This is a genomic window from Mesorhizobium sp. P2_C7 (assembly GCF_056404515.1).
The window spans coordinates 369,389-391,383 of sequence record NZ_JBFUDW010000006.1 but is presented as its reverse complement, the minus strand read 5'-3'; the positions used below and the strand labels follow the sequence as shown (position 1 = coordinate 391,383).

At 63.2% G+C, this 21,995-nt stretch carries 22 protein-coding genes; 15 read left to right on the top strand and 7 right to left on the bottom strand.

The genetic code is table 11. The annotated features are described in order from the left end of the window. Positions 1 to 627: 627 nt before the first annotated feature. Genes AC1D2G_RS15800 through AC1D2G_RS15790 form a run of 3 tightly spaced genes read right to left on the bottom strand, consistent with a single transcriptional unit; the run spans position 628 to position 2,767 of the window. Positions 628 to 1,224 (bottom strand): NADPH-dependent F420 reductase, encoded by a 597-nt coding sequence (locus AC1D2G_RS15800; protein ID WP_477415119.1) that lies wholly within the window; start codon positions 1,222 to 1,224, stop codon positions 628 to 630. A 2-nt stretch (positions 1,225 to 1,226) separates the two neighbouring features. After that, positions 1,227 to 2,120, bottom strand: a complete 894-nt coding sequence (locus tag AC1D2G_RS15795) for a pirin family protein (RefSeq protein WP_477415117.1) — start codon at positions 2,118 to 2,120, stop codon at positions 1,227 to 1,229. 17 nt (positions 2,121 to 2,137) lie between these two features. Further along, a complete protein-coding gene (locus AC1D2G_RS15790; RefSeq protein ID WP_477415115.1) occupies positions 2,138 to 2,767 on the bottom strand; it encodes an FMN-dependent NADH-azoreductase in 630 nt (209 codons plus the stop codon). Positions 2,768 to 3,095: 328 nt separating this feature from the next. Here AC1D2G_RS15790 and AC1D2G_RS15785 point away from each other — a divergent pair, with 328 nt between their 5' ends. Together AC1D2G_RS15785 and AC1D2G_RS15780 are read left to right on the top strand one after the other, a co-directional pair. Continuing rightward, entirely contained in the window at positions 3,096 to 4,049 is a 954-nt protein-coding gene (locus AC1D2G_RS15785) for a LysR family transcriptional regulator (protein WP_477415113.1), read from the top strand. A 471-nt stretch (positions 4,050 to 4,520) separates the two neighbouring features. Continuing rightward, complete coding sequence (locus tag AC1D2G_RS15780; protein WP_477415112.1) at positions 4,521 to 5,219, top strand: winged helix-turn-helix domain-containing protein; 699 nt, start codon at positions 4,521 to 4,523, stop codon at positions 5,217 to 5,219. Positions 5,220 to 5,292: 73 nt separating this feature from the next. Here AC1D2G_RS15780 and AC1D2G_RS15775 read toward each other — a convergent pair whose 3' ends face one another. The 3 genes from AC1D2G_RS15775 to AC1D2G_RS15765 are packed head-to-tail and all read right to left on the bottom strand — an operon-like array spanning position 5,293 to position 7,377. Then, positions 5,293 to 6,069 carry an amino acid ABC transporter ATP-binding protein gene (locus AC1D2G_RS15775; protein WP_477415110.1) on the bottom strand — a complete coding sequence of 259 codons (777 nt, stop codon included), beginning with the start codon at positions 6,067 to 6,069 and terminating at the stop codon, positions 5,293 to 5,295. Then, positions 6,069 to 6,728, bottom strand: a complete 660-nt coding sequence (gene ehuD, locus AC1D2G_RS15770) for an ectoine/hydroxyectoine ABC transporter permease subunit EhuD (protein WP_477415108.1) — start codon at positions 6,726 to 6,728, stop codon at positions 6,069 to 6,071. Before ehuD ends, AC1D2G_RS15775 begins: the two co-directional genes overlap by 1 nt. Then, positions 6,718 to 7,377, bottom strand: a complete 660-nt coding sequence (locus AC1D2G_RS15765) for an amino acid ABC transporter permease (RefSeq protein WP_477415106.1) — start codon at positions 7,375 to 7,377, stop codon at positions 6,718 to 6,720. Before AC1D2G_RS15765 ends, ehuD begins: the two co-directional genes overlap by 11 nt. 389 nt (positions 7,378 to 7,766) lie before the next feature. Here AC1D2G_RS15765 and trbB point away from each other — a divergent pair, with 389 nt between their 5' ends. From trbB to AC1D2G_RS15710, 11 genes are read left to right on the top strand one after another with little or no spacing between them, the layout of a single operon-like run. Continuing rightward, positions 7,767 to 8,750 carry a P-type conjugative transfer ATPase TrbB gene (gene trbB, locus AC1D2G_RS15760; protein WP_477415104.1) on the top strand — a complete coding sequence of 328 codons (984 nt, stop codon included), beginning with the start codon at positions 7,767 to 7,769 and terminating at the stop codon, positions 8,748 to 8,750. After that, entirely contained in the window at positions 8,747 to 9,079 is a 333-nt protein-coding gene (locus AC1D2G_RS15755; RefSeq protein WP_477415102.1) for a TrbC/VirB2 family type IV secretion system protein, read from the top strand. The genes trbB and AC1D2G_RS15755 overlap by 4 nt, the downstream gene beginning before the upstream one ends. Then, positions 9,079 to 9,360: a VirB3 family type IV secretion system protein gene (locus tag AC1D2G_RS15750; protein WP_477415100.1), complete on the top strand. Its 282-nt coding sequence runs from the start codon at positions 9,079 to 9,081 to the stop codon at positions 9,358 to 9,360. Before AC1D2G_RS15755 ends, AC1D2G_RS15750 begins: the two co-directional genes overlap by 1 nt. Positions 9,361 to 9,370: 10 nt before the next feature. Further along, positions 9,371 to 11,821 (top strand): conjugal transfer protein TrbE, encoded by a 2,451-nt coding sequence (gene trbE / locus AC1D2G_RS15745; protein WP_477415098.1) that lies wholly within the window; start codon positions 9,371 to 9,373, stop codon positions 11,819 to 11,821. Continuing rightward, positions 11,818 to 12,576, top strand: coding sequence for a P-type conjugative transfer protein TrbJ (trbJ, locus tag AC1D2G_RS15740; RefSeq protein WP_477415096.1), 759 nt, complete (start codon positions 11,818 to 11,820; stop codon positions 12,574 to 12,576). Before trbE ends, trbJ begins: the two co-directional genes overlap by 4 nt. 11 nt (positions 12,577 to 12,587) lie before the next feature. Beyond that, positions 12,588 to 12,905, top strand: coding sequence for a putative entry exclusion protein TrbK-alt (gene trbK-alt / locus AC1D2G_RS15735; protein ID WP_477415094.1), 318 nt, complete (start codon positions 12,588 to 12,590; stop codon positions 12,903 to 12,905). Positions 12,906 to 12,907: 2 nt separating this feature from the next. Continuing rightward, a complete protein-coding gene (gene trbL, locus AC1D2G_RS15730; protein ID WP_477415092.1) occupies positions 12,908 to 14,281 on the top strand; it encodes a P-type conjugative transfer protein TrbL in 1,374 nt (457 codons plus the stop codon). A 4-nt stretch (positions 14,282 to 14,285) separates the two neighbouring features. Continuing rightward, positions 14,286 to 14,975 (top strand): conjugal transfer protein TrbF, encoded by a 690-nt coding sequence (gene trbF, locus AC1D2G_RS15725; RefSeq protein ID WP_135881149.1) that lies wholly within the window; start codon positions 14,286 to 14,288, stop codon positions 14,973 to 14,975. Continuing rightward, positions 14,972 to 16,027 carry a P-type conjugative transfer protein TrbG gene (trbG, locus tag AC1D2G_RS15720; RefSeq protein WP_477415090.1) on the top strand — a complete coding sequence of 352 codons (1,056 nt, stop codon included), beginning with the start codon at positions 14,972 to 14,974 and terminating at the stop codon, positions 16,025 to 16,027. Before trbF ends, trbG begins: the two co-directional genes overlap by 4 nt. After that, positions 16,024 to 17,181, top strand: coding sequence for a TraB/TrbI/VirB10 family type IV secretion system protein (locus AC1D2G_RS15715; protein WP_477415088.1), 1,158 nt, complete (start codon positions 16,024 to 16,026; stop codon positions 17,179 to 17,181). The genes trbG and AC1D2G_RS15715 overlap by 4 nt, the downstream gene beginning before the upstream one ends. Before the next feature lie 2 nt (positions 17,182 to 17,183). Then, complete coding sequence (locus AC1D2G_RS15710; protein ID WP_477415086.1) at positions 17,184 to 17,408, top strand: DUF2274 domain-containing protein; 225 nt, start codon at positions 17,184 to 17,186, stop codon at positions 17,406 to 17,408. Between the two features lie 212 nt (positions 17,409 to 17,620). Here AC1D2G_RS15710 and AC1D2G_RS15705 read toward each other — a convergent pair whose 3' ends face one another. Next, a complete protein-coding gene (locus AC1D2G_RS15705) occupies positions 17,621 to 18,577 on the bottom strand; it encodes an NAD-dependent epimerase/dehydratase family protein (protein WP_477415160.1) in 957 nt (318 codons plus the stop codon). Between the two features lie 808 nt (positions 18,578 to 19,385). Here AC1D2G_RS15705 and AC1D2G_RS15700 point away from each other — a divergent pair. Beyond that, positions 19,386 to 20,591 carry an ROK family protein gene (locus tag AC1D2G_RS15700; RefSeq protein WP_477415084.1) on the top strand — a complete coding sequence of 402 codons (1,206 nt, stop codon included), beginning with the start codon at positions 19,386 to 19,388 and terminating at the stop codon, positions 20,589 to 20,591. 90 nt (positions 20,592 to 20,681) lie between these two features. Beyond that, positions 20,682 to 21,992 carry an ABC transporter substrate-binding protein gene (locus AC1D2G_RS15695; protein WP_477415082.1) on the top strand — a complete coding sequence of 437 codons (1,311 nt, stop codon included), beginning with the start codon at positions 20,682 to 20,684 and terminating at the stop codon, positions 21,990 to 21,992. The last annotated feature ends 3 nt before the right edge of the window (positions 21,993 to 21,995 follow it).

The window sequence follows — 21,995 nt, the reverse complement described above, 5'->3', positions numbered from 1 at the left end:
AGTTGCAAGGGCGATGAGATGTGATGGCGAACCGGTCATACCGGGAGCTGGGATAACCCGTGCGAATGTCGTGGGCATCATTGCCCGCAAAGCAGAGTGGGACCTGACTCGCGGATACCATCAAGGCCAGCGGTCAACATGAACGACTGCATCAACAGGCCGGACAGAAGACCGCACCTGACCCAATCGTCAGAAACGTCAAATCACCCCTTGCATCGCGGGAGCCATCCACAGAGGACATTCCCCCATGCCGCGCCCACCGACGGTTCCGGCCCATTGCCGACCGTCGGCGGCCGTGGCAAGCCGCATTGTGGCTTTTCCGTACCAGCCATTCTCGCCGGCCGCAGCATTTTCAGTTGGACAATGCCGCCGATGCTGACGTGTCGCTCAACCGTGCAAGCCGTCAGGCTCCAAGCGGGCGCGATCACACCTACCGGAGCATCAAACAGGACCGAAGGTCCTTTGCCGACTACTGGCCCGAAACATCGAAAAAAGACCGGTGCCAAGACCTCGGCCGTTGCCAGCTTTGGCTTCGTCCAGATATCACATGCTATGGTTCATTGTCGGATCGCCAGATGGACTGGCGGTCCGACGGATTTCTTCTATCTCAACCAACTTCACACGCTTTCAGCCGACCTTGATCAGGTTCTGGAAAATCAGGGCATTTCTGGCTTGGATCAGGCGCCCGCCTTCCGCGATCTTGCCCAATTCGATCGGTGCATAGCCAAGGTCGGAGACCAGTTTGGCGACCAAAGCGCTGGAGGCCTCGTCGTCGCTCGACACGAACACGACGCGGCGGCCATCCGGAATGACCGGGGCTACAAGTCCCTTCATCGGCAACTGGTTGAACGCCTTGACGAGATTCGCGCCGGGGACCCGATCTGCATTGACCTCGGACGACAAGCGGCCCTGAAGTTCGCGCTCCTGCACGTCGAGCGGCAGAAAGGCAGCGTTGGTGACGTCGATAACGATCTTGCCGGTCCAGTCCGACCGCGTGGCGGCAACATCCTTGAAGTTGAGGAAAGGGACGGCAAAGAAGATCACGTGGGCCTCGAGAGCCGCGTCCAGCGTGGCTGCCGTCACACTCTGGCCAAGCGATGCGATCAGGGGCTCGATCGTGGCTGGGCCGCGGGTGTTGGCAATAGCGACGTCGATGCCGGCGCGCGAGAATATCCCGGCGAGGGTCAGGCCGACGTTGCCGGTGCCGATGATGCTGTAGGTCATGGTCATTTTCCTTTTGGTTGCGCCACTGCTGTGGCTTGGCTGTTGGAGGCGAAGGTCCCGCGCGCAAAGTCCCGGCGGGCCTGACGTATTTCTTCGGCGGTGTTCATCACGAAAGGGCCGCCGAAGACGACAGGCTCGTGCATGGGTTTTCCCGCAAAGACGAGAAGGCTCACGGACGTATCGTCCGTGCGCAGTGTCAATTCTGTCGGCTCCGGCTGGTTCGGGCGCGTAAGCCAAGCGATTTGCCCGGCACTGACGCGGCTTTCACCCGGTCCGACAAGGACGCTGCCTTCCAGGAGGAAAAGGAAGGCGTTGTCTTCTCCGGCAAGGTCGATCGACGTAGCGTCGCGCGGACCCAGATCGACCTTGAGCATGGTCACCGGGACATGGTTCAGCGTAGTGGCCGAAATCCCATGACTTTGCCCCGAGAAGACGGAGATACGGGTGCCGCCCCGCTCCCACCGAGGCCGGTCCACCGCCCGCAGATGCTGATACCGTGGTTCGGTCATCTTGGCGGCGGCGGGCAGGTTGATCCAGAGTTGCAGCGTGTGGGCAATCGTGCCCGGAGGCGCGCTTTCCTCGTGCAGAACGCCGCGCCCCGCTGTCATCCACTGTGCATCACCGGACCCTAACCAGCCGAGATGACCGGCCGAGTCGTGATGATCGACCACCCCCTCGATGACGTAGGTCAGGGTTTCGATGCCGCGGTGCGGATGAACGGAATAGGCACCATGCGGCATCCAGTCCTCGCCCATCAGCAGAAAGGGATCGCTGAAGGCGGGATTGTCGCTGCCGATCAACCGCCGAACCCGATGGCCGGAAACGAAGCCCGCTGTGGTCACTGGATCGTCAATCCGGGCAACGCCGCGTTGGGCGACTTGCGGTTGAAAGATCATGGCGGCGATCCCCGGTGTCACATCGCTGCGGCACTGGCCGTCGCTCGGACGGCGGCGGCTTCGACCGTGGCGCCAAGGGCCTCGATCGCGGTTTCGCCGACGCCGCCCGCGACGCTCCGGCCGGCCAGCGTGATGTTGACGTCCGTGATCCCGATCCACCCCAGCACCTGGGTCAGATACCCGCTGGCAAGGTTGTAGCCCGCGACGCGCGAGCCTGGCGTGAAATCACCGCCGGTGGCCAGGATGATGTCGGCGCGCTTGCCGGTCAGAAGGCCCTTGTTGTCGGGGCCCACCGTCACCCCGACCCGCACGATCTGGTCGATCCAGGCCTTGAGCGCTGCCGGGATCGAGAAGTTGAACATCGGCGTCGCGATCAGCAGGTGGTCGGCGGACTTCAGTTCCGCGACCAGATCATCGGACACCCTGATGGCCGCCGTCATTTCGGCTGTGTGCGTGTCGGCCGGCATGAAGGCCCCGCCGATCCAGGCGAAATCCACCAGCGGAACCGGCGCCTTGGCCAGGTCACGGGTGATGACCCTGCCTTGCGGATTGGCAGCCATCCAGGCCGCAACGAAGCGTTCGGTCAGCTTGCGCGAGGTTGAAAAATCAAAACGCGGGCTGACTTCGATGACGAGAAGGGTGGGCATGAGGGGAGTCCTTTTTGAAAGGGGGAGGGGAGTCTGGGAAACGGGGCCGCCTGCGGTCGGGCGGAGCCGGTTGGCAATCCGCGCAATCCAGCTTCCCGACCCGGTTTTCGGTCTGTGAGGCATGGTCAATTCTTTCCTGATGACCGGCACCGACACGAGTGCACGGCCTGACGAGAGGCTTGATCGAAGGTTTGTTCTGTCCGGCTCAGGGCGGCTGCAATCTTGGGAAGGTCGCCATCGCCAACTGATGACCGATATTTAGTGCTCTTGATTGCATCAGTAAATTGACGTAATTTCGCTTCTATACATCTAATGATTGGATGGGAATTTGCTGGACAGCGTCACCATCAACCAGTTGCGCACCTTCGTGGCCGTTTGCGAAGAAGGCAGCTTTTCGGGTGCCGCCAAGAAACTTATGCGGGCGCAGTCCGCCGTCAGTCATGCCATCTCTGCGCTGGAGCAGGCGCTTGATGTCGCGCTTTTCGAGCGGGATGCGCGCCGCGCCGAACTCAGCGCTGCTGGGCGCAACCTTCTGCCCGACGCGCGATCGGTCATCGCCCGCACTGAAGAGATGAAGACCCGCGCCAGTGCCATCGCGCGGTTCGGCGCACCGCAGCTGTCGATTGCGGCGGACGTCTATTTTCCCCGGCCGCATCTGATTGCCTGCCTTCAGTCTTTGCAGACCCTCTCGCCCATGGTGGCAGTCAGCCTGCGGATGACGACGATGCAGGGCGGCGAGGCGCTGGTCCTCGACGGCGTCTGCTCCATGGCCATTTCCATCGCCGACGTGCCAGAGTTGAACCCTGACGCCATCGAACGGCACTGGCTGGGAGAGACGTCGATGGTCACAGTCTGCGCCCCGACCCACCCCCTGGCCGCAGCACGCTCACCAGTTCCAACCGACGAATTCAGCCGGCATGTGCAGCTTGTCGTCACCGACAACCGCCCGAACGCCGACAAGACCGAAGTGGCCGTGGTCGGAGAGCGCAAGTGGCATGTCAACGACCTGAGCGCCAAGCATGACTTTTTGACCGCGGGCCTCGGCTGGGGCCACATGCCGCGCGATCTGGTCACGGGCGATCTGGCGGCCGGCACCCTTGTCGCCATTCAGCGCCATGCCTGGCACATCCGTCCGTTGACCTTCATGCTCTCACAACGCCGGGGGCAACGGCTGCAGGACGCGGAGGCGACCTTGCGCGATCTACTTGCAGATTGGGAAATGGAGCAAAGACCCGGAAAACCCGATCACTTAGGCCCCGACGCCAGAAACTCCAGCACCTGATTCGCCCTTCTGCCGATGATTGCGTCATTCCTGACGGAATCCGTCGGCATGCTTTAACGCGGTGCAGCAAACCTAGCTCAAGCTTCAGGACCGTCCGGAACGGAGCTCACGTGAATGGATGAAAGTCCCGTGGCAGGTCACGCTCTATGTGTGAACGTCCGCTTTTTCAACCATGCTGCATCCGCTATACTGCACTATCGTGAGGCGGCTTTCCGCCCTCTTGACCGATTCTGCTCGCCGTGTTGAACGGCAGCTTCTGGGTGACTCAGCAAGCCGCCTGAACGACCGACTTGAGGCGCAAAGCTGCCGTCCACACTCGACGCATTCCCGCTTATCCATAAGCACCCGAAACTTGGGCCGAGGCACGACTCAGAAAGGTTGAAAGGATTCAAAGGAGCCCAGGGATATTGTCATCGCGCCCATTTGCGCTGTAGTCAGCCTTATGATGTGTCGAACCCGGTTGATGAACTCATGAAGCCGCTGGTCCTGATCTCCTCGAAGGACCCGGATTTTTTCCTGGTTTTCGGGCACATACTTTCGGTAGCTGGCTTCGAGATTCGACTGATCACGGGAGACCGGGAAATCGCACGCGCCATCGAGGCGGCAGCCCCGCTTGCCGTGATCATGGACTGCCATCCAGGCGACCGTGCAGTGGTCAAACAGTGCGCCTGGTTGAAGTCTGGCGCCGCAACCAAGGGGACGCCGGTCGTGAGCCTGGTTGCCCCGCGTTCCGGCAAGCTGCATCTGGACCTGATCAAGGCTGGCGTCGACGAGATATTTTCCCGGCCGTTCGCCCCCGAACAGCTTCTGGCCTGGCTGCATGGCAGAGCGGGCCTTGCGAAGCTTTCACGCGAAACGGACTCGGGCGAGTTGGTGCATGGCGATTTCCGGCTGGAGCGGCAGACCCACCGGACATTCTTCAGGCAAAAAGAAATCGTCATGCCGCCGATCGAGTTCAAGCTTTTGCGCAGCCTTTTGGCGCAGCCTGGCAAGGTCTTCAGCCGCGAGGAACTGGTCGCGACTGCGTGGCCTGAACATGCCGCCGCAACCGACGTGCGGGGCGTCGACGTTCATATAGCCAGGCTGCGCAAAAGGCTTCGGGCGTCCGTAGGAAGCGATGTGATCCGGACGGTCCGCTCGGCTGGCTACGCGTTCGCACCGGAGTGGTGACCTGCTCGGCGCTTCCGGCATGTGGCGCGCTTGCACACCGATCGCCGGCACGCCGGTTCACACGCGTCGGCTCTCAATGGCTCAGGATGGTATCCAGGAACAGCCGGGCGCGTGGGTGAGCGCCTGCTGAGAAAAAGTCTTTGGACGAGGCATGCTCGACGATGCGGCCTTCGTCCATGAAAACGATCTCATCGGCGACTTCGCGTGCGAAACCCATTTCATGGGTCACGCAGACCATGGTCATGCCGCTGCTCGCGAGCGCGATCATGACGTCGAGTACTTCCTTGATCATTTCCGGGTCGAGCGCCGAGGTGGGTTCGTCGAACAGCATGATGCGGGGATTGAGGCAAAGCGCGCGCGCGATCGCCACCCTTTGTTGTTGGCCGCCCGAGAGCTGGGCCGGGTAGGCCTGCGCCTTTTCGGGGATGCGCACTGCTGTCAGATGCTGCATGGCGATCTCTTCGGCCTCCCGTGCTGGTTTCAGGAGAACCCGGCGCAGCGCCAGCGTGCAGTTGGCGAGCACGGTGAGGTGTGGGAACAGGTTGAAGCTCTGAAACACCATGCCTGTCTGCCGGCGCGCCTTCGTGGTATCGTGGCCATCTTTTCTCAGAGTTGCCGCTTCGAACTCGATCGTTCCATTCTGGAAAGGCTCGAGACCGTTGATGCAGCGGATCAAGGTCGACTTGCCGGAGCCGGACGGTCCGCAAACCACGATGCGTGCGCCCGGCCGTACGGATAGATCGATGTTTTTCAAAACGTGCAGGACACCGAACCATTTGTTGAGGCCGTCGATCCGGACGTGAGGAATGGATTGAACGGCCGGGACGGGATGTGGGGCCTGAGCGATCATCAGTGGCGTCCAGCTGCAAGCAGGCGCTGCTCGACGCGCTTCACGCCATAAGAGATGAGCAAGGCCAGAGCGAGAAACAGTATGCCGGCAACGGTCAACGGCTCTGCGTATCGATAGGTTTCAGAAGCAATATCGAAGGCGCGTCCGAGCATTTCGGGCACGGCCAGGATCGCGAGATAGGGCGTCGCCTTGAGGATCGACACAAGATAGTTGCCCAACGGTGCGGCGACGTTGCGCAACATCTGCGGCGCGATGACGAAAACGACCGTGTCGCGGCGGGTGAGCGACAAGGCTCTGGCCGCTTCCTGCTGGCCTTTCGGGATCGCGTCGATGCCCGCTTTGAACACCTCCGCCAGATAGCCGCTGTAGTACAGGCTCAGCCCCAGTATGCCGACCGTCATGGCGCCAAGCCGGATCCCGTAGAAGGGCAGGACGAAATACAGGAAATAGAGCCAGGCCAGAACCGGCGTCGAGCGGATGAAGTCGATCAGGAAGCGGACGGCGAGGCCAGTCGCACCGCCCCCGCGGCGGATCATTTCGAAAGTGAAACCAAGCACTGAGGCGCCGAGGCAACTCAAGACGGTTGCGAGCAGGGTCGTTCCGATCGCTCCGATGATCGTTGGGACGGTCGATAGTGCGAAATCGAGGTTAAATCCCACGCGGCGTTCCTCTTTCAGGATTGACCCGCGCCTCGAGCCAGCGGCCGGCAAGTGCGATCGGATAACAGACGACGAAGAAGGCCAGCAGCAGCGCCGAATAGATCGCGACGGGGTCGTAGTCGGTCTGCGCGATTTCCTTGGCGCGGAAGGTCATGTCCGTCAGCGTGACCAGCGAGACGAGGGACGTCGCCTTGACGAGCTGGATAAGGTTGTTGACGAAGGTCGGGCTCATCGCGACCAGCGCCTGCGGCAGCTCGATCAGAAGCAGGATCGCCGGGCGCGAGAGGCCGAGCGCCATGCCCGCCTCGCGTTGGCCGGCGGGCAGGGACTGCAGCCCGGCGCGAACCGCCTGGCTGGCATAGCCGCCGGTGTTGAGACCGAGCACCAATGCACTGACGGTCAGCGCCGACAGAGTGACCCCCATCACCGGCAGCACGTAGTAAAAGAAGAAGAGCAGGACGACGACCGCTGAGCTGCGCCAGAATTCGATCACGGAGGTAACCAGAAAGCGCGTCATGCCGGTGGTCAGAAACTGCGCGACGCCGAAGACGAGCGCGAAGGGGACTGCAAAGACCAGGCCATAGGCCGTGACCTGTGCGGTGATACCCAGCCCTTGCAGAATGCCCAGCCAGATGTGGAGCATGTTCATGGGGTCCCACCACTCTTCGTCGAGGCGGGCGGCGACGATGTCAGTATCGTGTCGGCGTGCTTGAGGAGGGCGGTTTTGCGCCGAGACATCGCGCCCTCCGGACCGGACCTCATGACATCCTCCGCGCCGTGGAAAGAACGATGCCTGTAGGAGCAGGCCATCGGCGGCTCTCTCATAAACCCGGCCGGAGTCGACTGTCAATAAACATGTACAAATTATTGCGAAAGTTTACATTATGGCGCAACGGCCGTCGCCGCCGCCGTTGGCCGGTAATTGCACGCTACGCTACGATGACGGCTGAAACCCGTTGAATCGGATCGCTTCAGGGCTCTTTTGATCGTCCCCGACCGGGCGTTGTTTGACGCGTTCCCGGCTCAGACGGGGACAGGATGGCTATCTCGCACAACGATACCGAGGGACGCGCGCGCAGCTCGCGCATGCTGCGCACCGCGCTCGGACCGGCCATCGCCCGGTTTCTCGACGATCCCGCGATCGTTGAAATAATGCTGAACCCGGATGGCCGCATCTGGGTAGATCGGCTTTCGGAAGGTTTGGCCGATACAGGGGAAATGCTGGCGCCTGCCGCTGGCGAGCGGATTGTGCGCCTGGTCGCCCATCATGTCGGCGCCGAGGTCCATTCCCGTTCCCCGCGTGTCTCGGCCGAGTTGCCGCAGACCGGCGAGCGTTTCGAGGGCTTGTTGCCGCCCGTCGTCGCAGCACCGGCTTTCGCGATCCGCAAGCCCGCCGTAGCCGTGTTCACGCTCGATGACTACGTCGCGGCAGGCATAATGTCCGCCGGTCAGGCCGCGATATTGCGCGCCGCGGTTGCCGGTCGCGCGAACATCCTTGTCGCCGGCGGCACATCGACTGGCAAGACCACCCTCACCAACGCGCTGCTCGCCGAAGTGGCGAAAGGGATGGATCGGGTTGTCATCATCGAGGACACCCGCGAACTGCAGTGCGCCGCGCCCAACCTTGTCGCAATGCGCACCAAGGATGGCGTCGCCACGCTCGCCGACCTGGTTCGCTCTTCGCTGCGCCTGCGGCCCGATCGCATTCCCATCGGCGAGGTGCGTGGCTCCGAGGCCCTCGACCTGCTGAAGGCATGGGGAACCGGGCACCCCGGCGGCATCGGCACCCTTCATGCGGGCTCCGGCATCGGCGCCCTGCGCCGCCTTGAGCAGCTTATCCAGGAAGCCGTCGTCACTGTCCCGCGTGCGTTGATCGCCGACACGATCGGCCTCGTCGCCGTCCTGTCGGGACGTGGCACCGCGCGACGGCTTAGCGAACTCGTCCGGGTCGAGGGGCTCGGCCCTGACGGCGATTATCGCATTGCTCAAGCCACACCGATCAACCCAGGAGAAACCTCATGATCCGCCTCCTTGCACACTGCCACCGCCACCTGGCCGCGGGGGCCGCCGCCCTTGCCGTCAATCTCCTGGTCGCGTCGAGCGCCCATGCGTCAGGCTCCTCGATGCCGTGGGAACAGCCACTCGAAAAGATCCTGCAGTCGGTCGAGGGACCGGTTTCCAAGATCATGGCCGTCATCATCATCATCGTCACCGGCCTGACGCTGGCCTTCGGCGACAGTTCGGGCGGCTTCAGGCGGCTCATCCAAATCGTCTTTGGCCTTTCGATCGCCTTTGCGGCGTCGAGTTTCTTCCTGTCGTTCTTCTCGTTCGGCGGCGGAGCGTTGATCTGATGACAACCGCTCTCGAACAACTCGACGCCATACCGGGGTGGACGGTGCCCGTCCACCGGGCGCTGACCGAGCAGATCCTGCTCGGCGGCGCGCCGCGCGGGATCGCGATCCTGAATGGCACGCTGGCGGGCGCGGTCGGTCTTGGGCTGCGGCTGTGGCTGGTCGGTCTGCTCATCTGGGCAATCGGACATTTCACGGCGGTATGGGCCGCCAGGCGCGATCCGTTGTTTTTCGAGGTTGGGCGCCGGCACCTGCGGCTCCCCGGACATTTTTCGGTTTGAGGGCGCCGCTATGATGAGCCTTGCCGAATACCGCCGAACCGCTGCTCGCCTTGCCGACTATCTGCCTTGGGCAGCTCTCGTCGCGCCGGGCGTCGTGCTCAGCAAGGATGGAAGCTTTCAGCGCACCGCGAGGTTTCGCGGCCCCGATCTCGACTCCGCCGTCGCGGCAGAGCTGGTTGCGGTGGCGTCGCGCATCAACAATGCCTTTCGTCGCCTCGGCTCGGGCTGGAGTATCTTCGTTGAAGCGCAGCGGCACGAAGCGGCTCCTTATCCCGAGAGCCAGTTTCCCAATGCGGCCTCCAGCTTGCTCGATGCCGAGCGCAAAGCCGATTTCGACGAGGAGGGGGTTCATTTCGTATCGAGCTACTTTCTCACATTCCTGTTTTTGCCACCGCCCGAAGACGCCACGCGCGCCGAGGGGTGGCTTTATGAGGGGCGCGACCAGTCGGACGCGGATCCGGGCGAGATCGTGCGCGCCTTTGTCGATCGGACAGAGCGCGTGCTGTCCCTGCTCGACGGGTTCATGCCGGAATGCCATTGGCTCGATGACGGCGAAACGCTCACCTACCTGCATTCGACGATCTCGACCAAACGCCATAAGGTGCGCGTCCCCGAGACGCCGATCTATCTCGATGCGCTGCTGGCCGATGAACCGCTCGCCGGCGGGCTCGAGCCGCGACTTGGCGACAAGCACCTTCGCGTGCTCTCGGTTGTCGGCTTCCCGACCGCCACGACACCCGGCCTGCTCGATGACCTCAATCGGCTGGCCTTCCCTTACCGCTGGTCGACCCGCGCGATCCTGCTCGACAAGGTCGACGCTGTCCGCCTGTTGACCAGGATAAGGCGGCAATGGTTTGCGAAGCGCAAGAGCATCGCCTCGATCCTCAAGGAGGTGATGACCAACGAAGCGTCAGCCCTCCTCGACACCGACGCCGCCAACAAGGCGGCCGACGCCGACACTGCGTTGCAGGAGCTCGGCGCCGACATGGCGGGCATGGCCTATGTCACCGCGACCGTCGCTATATGGGATAGCGACCCGCGCGTGGCCGACGAGAAATTACGGCTTGTCGAGAAGGTCATCCAGGGCCGCGACTTCACGGCGATTGCCGAGACCGTCAACGCCGTCGACGCCTGGCTCGGTTCCTTGCCCGGGCACGCCTACGCCAATGTCCGTCAGCCGCCCATCTCAACGCTCAATCTCGCCCACATGATGCCGCTGTCTGCCGTGTGGGCGGGGCCGGAACGGGACGAGCATCTGGTCAGTCCTCCCTTGCTTTACGGCAAGACCGAAGGCTCGACCCCGTTCCGGTTGGTCCTTCATGTCGGCGATGTCGGTCATACGCTGGTCGTCGGCCCCACTGGCGCTGGGAAGTCGGTGCTGCTCGCGCTGATGGCGCTGCAGTTCTGCCGCTACCGCAACGCTCAGATATTCGCCTTCGATTTCGGCGGCTCTATCCGCGCCGCGGCACTCGCCATGGGTGGCGACTGGCACGATCTCGGCGGGCACCTCACCGAAGGCGTGGACGCGTCCGTTTCGCTGCAGCCGCTCGCCCGGGTTCATGACACATACGAGCGCGCCTGGGCGGCTGACTGGATCGTCGCGATCCTGATGCGCGAGGGCATCCAGATCACCCCGGACGCAAAGGAGCATATCTGGGCGGCGCTGACGTCGCTTGCCTCGGCTCCCGTCGAGGAGCGCACCATCACCGGGCTCAGTGTGCTCTTGCAAGCCAATGAGCTGAAACAGGCATTGCGCCCGTACTGTGTCGGAGGCGCTCACGGCCGATTGCTCGACGCCGAGGCTGAACACCTCGGCCAGGCATCCGTGCAGGCCTTCGAGATCGAAGGACTGGTGGGCACGCAAGCCGCGCCGGCTGTCCTGTCCTATCTGTTCCACCGCATCGGCGATCGGCTCGACGGGCGTCCAACGCTGCTCATCATCGACGAAGGCTGGCTTGCCCTCGATGACGAGGGGTTTGCCGGGCAGGTGCGCGAGTGGCTGAAGACGCTGCGCAAGAAGAACGCCAGCGTCGTCTTCGCCACCCAGTCACTTGCCGATATCGACAATTCGACCATTGCGCCGGCGATCATCGAAAGCTGTCCAACCCGGCTGCTGTTGCCCAATGAGCGCGCGGTTGAGCCGCAGATTACCGCCATCTATCGGCGCTTCGGCCTGAACGACCGCCAGATCGAAATCCTGGCACGAGCGACACCCAAGCGCGATTACTACTGCCAGTCCCGTCGCGGCAACCGTCTCTTCGAGCTCGGCCTGTCCGAGGTCGGGCTGGCACTTTGCGCCGCGTCCTCGAAGAGCGATCAGGCCCTGATCGGCAGCATCATCGCCGAGCATGGCCGCCACGGCTTCCTGGCGGCCTGGCTGCGTGCCCGCGACGTCGGCTGGGCCGCCGACCTCATTCCCAACCTGACCCTTCCCCAACCTGAAAAGGATCCCCAACCATGACTGTTCGTCAAAGCCGCCCGCGCGCCATCTTTCTGGTCGCGGCGATGCTCGCCGCGCCGCTCGCGATCTCGCCGATGGTGACTGCGCCAGCCTATGCCTTCATCGTGTTTGATCCATCGAACTATTCCCAGAATGTTCTGACGGCCGCGCGTTCGCTGCAGCAGATCACAAACCAGATCACCTCGCTGCAGAACCAGGCCCAGATGCTGATCAACCAGGCGCGCAACCTGGCGAGCCTGCCTTTGTCCTCGCTGCAGCAATTGCAACAGTCGGTGCAGCGCACCCAACAGCTTCTCGGGCAAGCACAAAACATCGCCTTCGACGTCCAGCAGGTCGACAAGGCCTTTCAGCAGCAATACGGCAGCGTCTCGCTCTCTGCATCCGACCAGGAGCTCGTCACGGACGCGCGCTCGCGCTGGCAAAACACGGTGGGCGGCCTTCAGGACGCCATGCGCGTCCAGGCGGGCGTCGTTGGAAACATCGAGACCGGCCGCGCGCAGATGTCGGCGCTGGTCGGCGCCAGCCAATCGGCGACCGGAGCGCTGCAGGCGACGCAGGCTGGCAATCAGCTTCTTGCGCTCCAGGGCCAGCAGCTCGCGGACCTGACCGCTGTGGTCGCCGCCAACGGCCGCGCCCAGGCTCTGACTGAGGCTGAGCGTGCCGCCGCGGTCGATCAGGGCCGCGAGCAACGCCGCCGCTTCCTGACGCCAGGCTCCGGCTACGAGGCCGGCTCGGTCCAGATGTTCAACCGCTGAGATCGAAGGCCATGGACGGAAAAACCCTCGCTCGCWTGGTGGCAGTCATCTTTGTCGCGGCCGCCGTCACGGCGGCCGCGCTCGGTATGAGCCGGAAGGAGAACAAGCCGGCGGGCGAGGGCGCGCACATAACCGCGGGCTTGATGCCGAATCCGCTGCGCGATGGTCTTCGCCGCTGCCAGGTCCTCGGCGTGGCTGCCCTGCGTGACGATGGATGCGCGCGGCTGTGGGCCGAACAGCGTGATCGCTTCCTCGGTCTCAAAAAGCCATCGGGGCATCCGATGGGCGAGCCGGAGGCGCCGGATGCTGCCCTGCACGAGGCCCGATAGATATGGGCAATACCGGTGTCATCGACCAATTCCTGGCCACCTTCACCCGCTACATCGACAGCGGTTTCGGCCTGCTCGGCGGCGAGGTCGCCTTCGTCGCCACCACGCTGATCATCATCGACGTGACGCTCGCCGCGCTCTTCTGGAGCTGGGGCGCTGATGACGACATTCTTGCGCGGCTCGTCAAGAAGACGCTCTTCGTCGGTGTCTTCGCCTATCTGATATCCAACTGGAACGGTCTCGCTCAAATCGTATTCGAGAGTTTCTCCGGTCTTGGTCTGAAGGCGAGTGGAACCGGTTTCTCGGCACAGGACCTGCTGCACCCCGGCAAGGTGGCGCAAACCGGTCTCGATGCGGGACGACCATTGCTTGAGGCGATCTCCGGTTTGATGGGCTACGTCTCCTTCTTTGAAAACTTCATCCAGATTGCTTGCCTGCTCTTTGCCTGGGCGCTTGTCCTGCTCGCCTTCTTCATTTTGGCGGTACAGCTCTTTGTGACGCTGATCGAGTTCAAGCTGGCGACGCTGGCCGGCTTCGTGCTGATCCCCTTCGGCCTCTTCGGCAAGACTGCCTTCATGGCCGAGCGCGTGCTCGGCAACGTCATCTCGTCCGGCATCAAGGTTCTGGTGCTTGCCGTCGTCATCGGCATCGGATCGACGCTCTTCGGCGAATTCACCCAAGGCTTCGGCGGTGAGAGCCCCACCATCGACCAGGCCATGGCGATCGTATTGGCGGCGCTGTCGCTGCTTGGCCTGGGCATCTTCGGTCCCGGCATCGCCAACGGCCTCGTCGCGGGTGGACCGCAGCTTGGCGCCGGTGCGGCCGTCGGCACTGGCCTTGCCGCGGGCGGCATGGCGGTTGCGGGCTATGGCGCAGCCGGCCTGGCGGCACGAGGTGGGACAGCCGCATTCTCGGGCGCAATGTCAGCCGCGCGTGGCGGGACGTCACTCGCTGGCGGCGCCTCGGCCGCTTATACGCTTGGCGCTGCCGGCCAGACTGGCGCGGCAGGCATCGCCTCCGGCTTGGGCGGCATTGCGCGTGCTGGCGCTGCGGCAGCCTCCTCCCCCCTCAAGCGCGCTGCCGCAAACACCGGTCAGTCGATTAAGTCCAGCTTCGCCTTCGGCGCCAGTTCGGCGGCTGAAATCACCGGCGGTTCGTCGACCACCATGGGAACGATCGGCGGCGCCGCGTTGTCAGCCGCAGCTCCTGCGTCCGGCGCGGGCAAGCCATCCGGCTCTCACGGACAGCCGGAATGGGCCAGACGCTTGCAGCGCTCTCAACGCCTCTCTCATGGCGCCCAGACCGCCGCCCACGCGGTACGCGGCGGCGACAGCCATGGCGGCGGAGCTTCGATTTCTCTTTCTGAAGGCAAATGACAAGATGAATATCTTTAGGCGCCCCGACGTCCACTACGGCAAGACCCCTCGACCGGAAACCCCCTATCAAAAGGCGGAGCAGATCTGGGATGAACGCATCGGCTCTGCTCGCGTGCAGGCACGCAACTGGCGCGCCATGGCGTTCGGGTCGCTCATCTTGTCGGCAGGCCTTTCCACGTCACTGGTCTGGCAATTGGGCCGCGGTACTGTCGTGCCCTGGGTCGTGCAGGTCGACAAGATGGGCCAGGTTCAAGCGACCGCGCCCGCCATCGCGGATTATAAGCCGACTGATCCTCAGATAGCGTGGCATCTCGCCCGCTTTGTCGAACAGGTGCGCTCCATCCCCGCCGATCCGATCATCCTGCGCCAGGACTGGCTGCGCGCCTATGATTGGACCACCGACCAGGGCGCCGCAGCGCTCAACGACTACGCCCGCGCCAACGACCCTTTCTCCAGGGTCGGCAAGCAGCAGGTCGCGGTGGATATTTCGTCGGTCATCAGGGCTTCACCGGGCTCCTTTCGTGTCGCCTGGATCGAGCACCACTACGAAAACGGCCAGCTTTCCGGCACCGAGCGCTGGACGGCGATCCTGACGATCGTGACACAGATGCCAAACGACGCCGAACGTCTTCGCGCCAATCCGCTCGGCATCTACGTCAACGCCATCAACTGGTCCCGGGAGATGAGCCAATGAACCTGCCATTGTCTGTCATCGCCACTCCGGCTTTGAAAAGGTCGGCGTTTGCCGTGGTGTTGCTGTCGGGCTCCATGCTTGCCGGTTGCGCCACACCGCAGAAACCACCTCAGGTCTCCTATGATGCCTACGTGCCGCCTTTGCCCGCCGCTCCGGCAGCCGCGCTCGATGAAAGGCCAAAACCGCTGCACGTTCCACCAGGGTGGGTCCCGGCCCGCGGCGGTGTCGCCGGCAGCACGCCGGTGGCGCGCGTCGAGAACGCCAACGCGGCGGCGCGAGTCCAGCCGCGTCGTGAGGGCTATTACAACGCCATCCAGATTTATCCTTGGAGTGAAGGAGCCCTTTATCAGGTCTATGCCGCTCCAGGACAGATAACGGACATCGCGCTTGAGCCTGGCGAAAGCCTGACCGGCGAAGGTCCGATCGCGGCGGGCGATACCGCGCGCTGGATCATCGGTGACACCGAAAGCGGAGCGGGCGTCACCAGGCGCGTCCATGTGCTGGTCAAGCCTTCGCGCTCGGACATCAACACCAATCTTGTCATCACCACCGACCGGCGCAGCTACATGATCGAGCTGCAATCGGGCGAGAAGCCGTACATGCCCGCCGTGTCATGGGCCTATCCCGCGCCGCCGGCCGGACAAGCGCGGGCGATCCCCGTGACACCGGTGATTCCCGCCATCACCGCACGCAACTACCGCTATGGTCTCACCGGCGACGCGCCCTCCTGGACGCCCGTCAGCGTCTATGACGACGGCAGGCGGGTCTATGTCGAGTTTCCACGCGGGATCGTGCAAGGCGAGATGCCGCCCATCTTCGTCATCGGCCCGGACGGAGAGGCCGAGATTGCCAACAGCCGCGTCTATCAGAACACCCTGATCGTCGACCGTCTCTTTGGCGCGGCGGAATTGCGGCTTGGCAGTGGCAAGCGACAGCAGACCGTCAGGATCGTCCGCACCGATGCCACGAGGAGAGGTCTGTGGATGTCAGGCACCAACGCGGCGCCGAATGCAAAGAACGCATTTCGTCAAAGGGGAGGGGAGCACTCGTGAACGAGAACGAAATCCCGGCTGCCCCCATGCAGCTTCGCGCCGATCCGCCGCGCGTCACGCGCCTGTCGCGCAAGGTGCTCGCCGGCATCGGCTTATGTGCATCGCTTGGCGTCGGCGGCGCGCTGATCTACGCGCTTCAGACGAGTGAAACCGGCAGGCATGGCGACGAGTTGTACTCGACGTCCAACAGGCAGCCCGCCGACGGACTGGCCAGCCTGCCGCGCGACTATACCGGCCCTGTTCTTGGGCCGCCGCTGCCTGGCGATCTTGGCCGGCCGATCCTTGATGCGCAGAACAAGGGACAGCCCGTCGTGCCGCCAACGATCGCGACACCCATGGTCGATGAGGCGGAACAGCGCCGGCGGGCGGAAGAGGAGGCGGCCCGAACCTCGCGTGTCTTCTTCCAGACAGGGCAGTCAACGGCGGCGATGGCCGAAACCCCGCCCGCAGGAACTTCCCCGCCGAACCTTGGCGGCCCTGACCTTGCCGGTCAGATCGGCCAGTCGACCACGCAAGACCGCCAGCTTGGCTTTTTGAATGCGGCCGCTGATCGGCGCACCGTGGCGCCGGATCGCGTCACGCCGCCGGTATCGCACTATGTGCTTCAGGCTGGGGCCTTCATCCCGGCGGCCCTCATCACCGGTATCCGTTCCGATCTGCCCGGTCAGATCACCGCCCAGGTGACCGAAAATGTCTATGACAGTCCCACGGGTCGCTCGCTGCTGATCCCGCAAGGTACGCGTGTCATTGGCCAGTACGACAATGGGGTCGGCTTCGGCCAGCGTCGCGTGCTGCTCGTCTGGAGCAGTCTGGTCTTTCCCAACGGACGCTCCATTGTTCTTGAACGCCAGCCTGGCACTGACGCCCAAGGCTATGCTGGCCTTGAGGACGGCGTCGACTACCATTGGGCCGAGCTGTTCAAGGCGGCCGCACTCACCACCATCCTTAGCGTTGGCGCTGAGGCCGGCTCGTCCGGCCAGGAAAGTGACATCGTGCGCGCCTTGCGCGGCGGCGCCTCCGACAGCCTCAGCCAGGTGGGCCAGCAGATCGTCCAGCGCCAACTCAACATCGCACCGACGCTGACGATACGGCCGGGCGTCAGTGTGCGTGTCGTCGTGACGCGCGATCTCGTGCTCGAACCCTACGGAGGCTGAAAATGGCCAAGCTGAAACTCGGTCCGATTGCAGACGACAAGCCGGTTAAGGTCACAGTGGAACTGCCGGCGCCGCTGCACCGCGATCTGTCCAGATATGCTGAGATCCTTGGCCGCGACGCGGGTCAGCCGCCCACTGATCCTGTTCGCCTGATTGTGCCCATGCTTGAGCGATTTATCGCGACGGATCGGGGCTTTGCCAGAGCCAAGCAGGAGCGGAAAGGTTGAGGGTCACCTCGCCGCAAGGCAAAACGAGCAATGCCAAAAGGCAGCACGGTCACTGCTCTGACCGGCAGTGATGAGTTTCTTGAGATCCATCAGTTCCTCCCATCAGCCCTCCAAAGTTCAAGCCACGCTTGGCGAGAACAACCCGCATTCTCATTTGATAGACGCAATGCGGGTTTCGACCTGTGCCGAGGCTGAGAAGTATCTGGGCACTCCTACCGGCTGAGTTTCCCGTTCGCCACCAGCCACTCGACGGACTCATACACTGCCTGAAGCGACGAATACCGCGGGTCGTAGCCCAGGAGGTTCCGCGCCTTGGCGATCGAATGGCTCGGGCTGCGTGCAATGTGCTCCCAGGTGGCGCGCCAGTTTTCTTCGGTCTGCTTGCCCTTCCACGTATCGAACGGCTCGTAGCTCAGCCGCGGGGCGTGGCCGAACCAGTTGTACAGGGCCTCGGCGTAGCCGCGCAGATTGATCGCCTGAGGCGAGACGGTGTTGAAGGCCTCGCCCACCGCGTTGCTCCAGCTCACAATGGCGCGCATCACCATCTGTGCTACGTCGTCGGCATGCACGTGGTGCACTGTCTCGTTGCCAAGATTGGGCAGCACCAGCGGCTCGCCACGGGCGATCTGGGAGAACACACCTACGTCGAAGTGCCCCGCCGGATTGAGCGGCTCCCAGCCAGGCCCCACGATATGGCCGGGACGAAACACCGTGGCTGGAAAACCGTTCCGCCTGGCTTCGTTGAGCAGCCAGCTCTCGATCTCGGCCTTTTGCGTGCCATAGCTGCCGAACGGATTTTTCGGCTGGTCCTCTGTCGCGGGGATTGCGGTATTGTGCCCATAGACCCAGATGGTGCCGCAATGGAGGAAGTGCTGCACCTCGCCTCGCAGCGCACCAACGATCTGCCTGGTGCTGTCGAGGGTGAAGGAAATCATGTCCACCACGATATCGGGCTTCAGCGCGCGGACCTTCTCGCCGAATGTGCCAGCCTTCTCCTCCGTGTCGCGATCGATCACTACGGGCTCGACCGATTTCCACGCCGCATTCAGCGTATAGGCTGCGCGCTGGCCGCGGCTGACATTGACCACTTCATATCCGGCCTCGACCAGCCGCGGCACTAGGTACGTGCCGACATGCCCGCTGCCGCCGATGATCACTACGCGTGTCATTTTCGCCTCGCCGATTGCTGGCGGATTGTGCCACTGGGAGTTGGCGAACGCCACTCGATTCCGCCGCGGGTCAACGCCCAGACCTGCCGATGGAGACAGAAGTGATCGACGCCATCGTTCTGAAACCGGGCGCGCGGTCGCCATCGGCACCAGGTAGCGAGAGACTCGGGGTGCGGTGACACGGCCGCATCTGTCTCTCCAATACGGCTTGCGGATTTGTGGTCCGCATTAGTCGGGCTCCTTCTTCGGTTCGCCAGACCATACGAGAGAATACGAAGGAAACGGCTTGGCGAACCATCCGCTAACGTATTGATTTTGTGCAGAAAACGCTGACCCTCGGCGACTAACTTAATCGTTATTTGTCAATGGGTTACGAAGCGGTTCGCCTAGATTGATTCAAGAAGCTGATCCAGCCATTCGCTGATGGCATTTATCTTCTACCGAATGGCAGCAATGCGCCTCATGTCGGTCCCAGAGCCAGCCGTTGCCTCTGCTCGAAAGCAGACACCACATTGCTTTCTGCGTGAGGTATCTCTGCGCCAAAAGCGGTCATTGATGTTGGGCGGGCGAGCTCATAACCGATTGAAGCAACCGGAGTCAGTTGTTTGCACGAGTAAGGGCAGTGACTCCGGAGGGCTTGGGCGCCCGCCACGGATCGCCGTAATCATCGAACGGGCTACCTCGGCAGCTTTCCCTCCGGAGCGACAACTGACGTTCGGCGTCATCAGAAAAAGGCGGACTCTGGCACGGTTCTGGTCTATGCCGACGCTCGTTGCCGGTCCGCCGGCCTTTTGCAACTGGTCCATGAATGAAGCGCCAGCCCACGACGTCGAGCCTGTTACGCCGACTCAATCGTTCGGCCGTTGTGGATTTGATCCGCACCGAAGGAGTGATTTCGCCCTCGAGCCTCGCCGAGCGGCTGAACATCAGCCTGCCGACGGTAATGCGGGTGATCGAGGATCTGATTGCCGAGGATTTGGTGGCGTATGACGGGTTTGACGAGGCCAATGTCCGGGGCCGGCCGCGGGCGCGCATCAAGTTCCGCGGTGCGGCGCATGCGATCATTGGCATCGAGGCCGGCAAGGGCGAGTTCTACGGCGCCGTGGCCAATCTCGAAGGCCTCGTGCAGACAGAAATGCACGAGACGGCCGACGATGATGGCGAGCGCAATTTCGAGAAGCTGGTCGGCCTGATCCGCCGGCTGATGGCGGCCCCCCGCCCGCGCGGCCAGACCATTCGCGGCATCGGCATTGGCCTGCCCTCGATCGTCAGGCAGCCGGAGGGCGAAGTGGTGCTGACGCTCGGGCTCGGCTGGCGCGACATGCCGTTGCGGGCGCGGCTCAGCGAGCATTTTCAGATGCCCATCGTCGTCGAGAACGGGCGCAACCTCGCCGCCGTGGGCGAATGGGGATTCGGGGCCGGGCGTGGCGCCGACAGCGTCGTGAGCCTCTCGATCGGGCCCGGCGCCGGCGCGGGCGTCGTGATCGACGGCAAGCTTTATGGCGGGCACTCGCATGCGGCGGGCGAGCTCGGCTGGTATCTCGACGACCCCCTCCTGACCGGGCGGCCGTTCGAACATCTGGGCGACAAGCAATCGCTGCGCTTTTTCGGCATCCCCGAACAGGCGACCAATATGCTCGAAGAGGCCAACACCCAGTATGCGGCGGGAAAGCTCACCCTGGCCGCCGTCACCGACCGGCAGGCGGACAAAATCGCGCCGGTTGTCACCGAGTTGCTGGACTATGCGACGATGGCGGTGGGCAGTGTTGCTGCCTTCATGAACCCGGAAATCATCGTACTGGCGGGCCGTATCGTCGGCGGCGGTGATCTGGTGCTCGACGTGCTGCGGCACCGCCTCAAGGGCAATGTGTACGACCCGCCGCGCCTCGTGACAGGCGCGCTGGGGCACCGCGACATCGTGCTTGGAGCGGTGCGCCTGGTGCTCGATGCAACGACCCTCAACCCTGCCGACAGCCTCGTGATGGCCGACTGGCGATCAATCGATCGCAATTGACAGCGACTGTCTGTCGGCATTAAGTTTCTAACTGAAAGAAAAACTGCGCCCTGCGTCGTGTGGGAGCGGATCTTTCGTGGGAGGACTTCAATGACGAAGATTTTCAATCCGCTTGGGCGGATGATGCAGCGTCGTGACTTCTTGAAAGTTGCCGGTGCGAGCGTCGCGGTAGCGGGTCTGCCTGCGGCAGTTCGCGGTGCCGAGCCCGTCAAGGTGCTTGTGTGGTCGTGGGTGCCGAATCTCCAGCTTGAGGTAGACATGTTCAACGCCGCGCATCCGGGCATCCAGATCGAACTCGTGAATCCCGGCCAGGGGGACCCGTTGTATAACGCGCTCCGCGCGGGCCTGCAGGCGGGCAGCGGCCTGCCGGACGTCGCCCAGATCGAATACCAGCACCTCGAGAGCTTCCGCCAGGTCGACGCCCTCGCAGACATCGGCCAGTACGCCAATGCCCATAAGGGCGAGTTCCCCGAAGGCCTATGGGCGCAGGTCGCCATGGGCGATGTGGTCAACGCCACGCCGCAGGATTACGGTCCGATGGCGATGCTCTATCGCAAGGACATCTTCGACAAGCAGGGGATCACGCCGCCCACCACCTGGGCCGAGTTTGCCGATGCGGGCAAGAAGATCCATGCGGCCGATCCGAATGTGTTCATGACCGACGCGCCGTTCGGAGCCAACGCCGACTGGGTCTTGGGTCTGTTGTGGCCGATGGGCTGGAAGCCGGTTAGCCGCGATGGCGACAAGCTCGTGATCAGGATCAACGACAAGATTGCTAAGGACTTCGCCGCCTATTGGCAGGACCTTATCACCGCGGGTGTTATCGAGACCAAGCCGGGCTTCAACAATGAGTGGTATACCGGCCTCGACTCGGGTCGCTATGCCACCTGGCTCGCTGCGGGCTGGGGTCCGCTGTTCCTGACCTCGGTCGCCAAGACCAGCGTGGGCAAATGGCGTGCCGCCGATCTGCCGCAGTGGGACGCGAGCAAGTTCGTGACTGGCGCTTGGGGTGGCTCATCGCTGGCCGTGATGAAAGCGACCCAGCATCTGCCCGAGGCCGCCGAAGTCGCGATCTGGTTGAACACGAATCCCGAAGCCACAAAGCTCTACACCACCAAGCAAAACTTCTTCCCCTGCACTAACGCGCTGCTGTCAAGCCCGGAATGGGCGAGCGCCAAGCCGGAATTCTTCGGCGGCCAGGAGGTGAACAAAGTGTTTGCCAAATCGGCGAGTGCCGTGGCGCCGTTTGAGTGGAGCCCGTTCCAGGGCTTCCTCTACCAGTCGATGTCCGATGAATTCGGCGCCTCGATCAGCGGCAAGGGCACGCTGTCGGATGCGTTCGACCGCGTCCAGGACGCCGTGGTCACCTACGCGAAGGACCAAGGCTTCACCGTGGCCTAACTC

What these genes read in the sequence shown, in the direction of transcription:
- AC1D2G_RS15800 (WP_477415119.1), bottom strand. Translation starts at nt 1,224, where the DNA reads ATGACCTACAGCATCATCGGCACCGGCAACGTCGGCCTGACCCTCGCC.
- AC1D2G_RS15795 (WP_477415117.1), bottom strand. Translation starts at nt 2,120, where the DNA reads ATGATCTTTCAACCGCAAGTCGCCCAACGCGGCGTTGCCCGGATTGAC.
- AC1D2G_RS15790 (WP_477415115.1), bottom strand. Translation starts at nt 2,767, where the DNA reads ATGCCCACCCTTCTCGTCATCGAAGTCAGCCCGCGTTTTGATTTTTCA.
- AC1D2G_RS15780 (WP_477415112.1), top strand. Translation starts at nt 4,521, where the DNA reads ATGAAGCCGCTGGTCCTGATCTCCTCGAAGGACCCGGATTTTTTCCTG.
- AC1D2G_RS15775 (WP_477415110.1), bottom strand. Translation starts at nt 6,069, where the DNA reads ATGATCGCTCAGGCCCCACATCCCGTCCCGGCCGTTCAATCCATTCCT.
- AC1D2G_RS15765 (WP_477415106.1), bottom strand. Translation starts at nt 7,377, where the DNA reads ATGAACATGCTCCACATCTGGCTGGGCATTCTGCAAGGGCTGGGTATC.
- trbB (WP_477415104.1), top strand. Translation starts at nt 7,767, where the DNA reads ATGGCTATCTCGCACAACGATACCGAGGGACGCGCGCGCAGCTCGCGC.
- AC1D2G_RS15755 (WP_477415102.1), top strand. Translation starts at nt 8,747, where the DNA reads ATGATCCGCCTCCTTGCACACTGCCACCGCCACCTGGCCGCGGGGGCC.
- AC1D2G_RS15750 (WP_477415100.1), top strand. Translation starts at nt 9,079, where the DNA reads ATGACAACCGCTCTCGAACAACTCGACGCCATACCGGGGTGGACGGTG.
- trbE (WP_477415098.1), top strand. Translation starts at nt 9,371, where the DNA reads ATGATGAGCCTTGCCGAATACCGCCGAACCGCTGCTCGCCTTGCCGAC.
- trbJ (WP_477415096.1), top strand. Translation starts at nt 11,818, where the DNA reads ATGACTGTTCGTCAAAGCCGCCCGCGCGCCATCTTTCTGGTCGCGGCG.
- trbL (WP_477415092.1), top strand. Translation starts at nt 12,908, where the DNA reads ATGGGCAATACCGGTGTCATCGACCAATTCCTGGCCACCTTCACCCGC.
- trbF (WP_135881149.1), top strand. Translation starts at nt 14,286, where the DNA reads ATGAATATCTTTAGGCGCCCCGACGTCCACTACGGCAAGACCCCTCGA.
- trbG (WP_477415090.1), top strand. Translation starts at nt 14,972, where the DNA reads ATGAACCTGCCATTGTCTGTCATCGCCACTCCGGCTTTGAAAAGGTCG.
- AC1D2G_RS15710 (WP_477415086.1), top strand. Translation starts at nt 17,184, where the DNA reads ATGGCCAAGCTGAAACTCGGTCCGATTGCAGACGACAAGCCGGTTAAG.
- AC1D2G_RS15705 (WP_477415160.1), bottom strand. Translation starts at nt 18,577, where the DNA reads ATGACACGCGTAGTGATCATCGGCGGCAGCGGGCATGTCGGCACGTAC.
- AC1D2G_RS15700 (WP_477415084.1), top strand. Translation starts at nt 19,386, where the DNA reads ATGAAGCGCCAGCCCACGACGTCGAGCCTGTTACGCCGACTCAATCGT.
- AC1D2G_RS15695 (WP_477415082.1), top strand. Translation starts at nt 20,682, where the DNA reads ATGACGAAGATTTTCAATCCGCTTGGGCGGATGATGCAGCGTCGTGAC.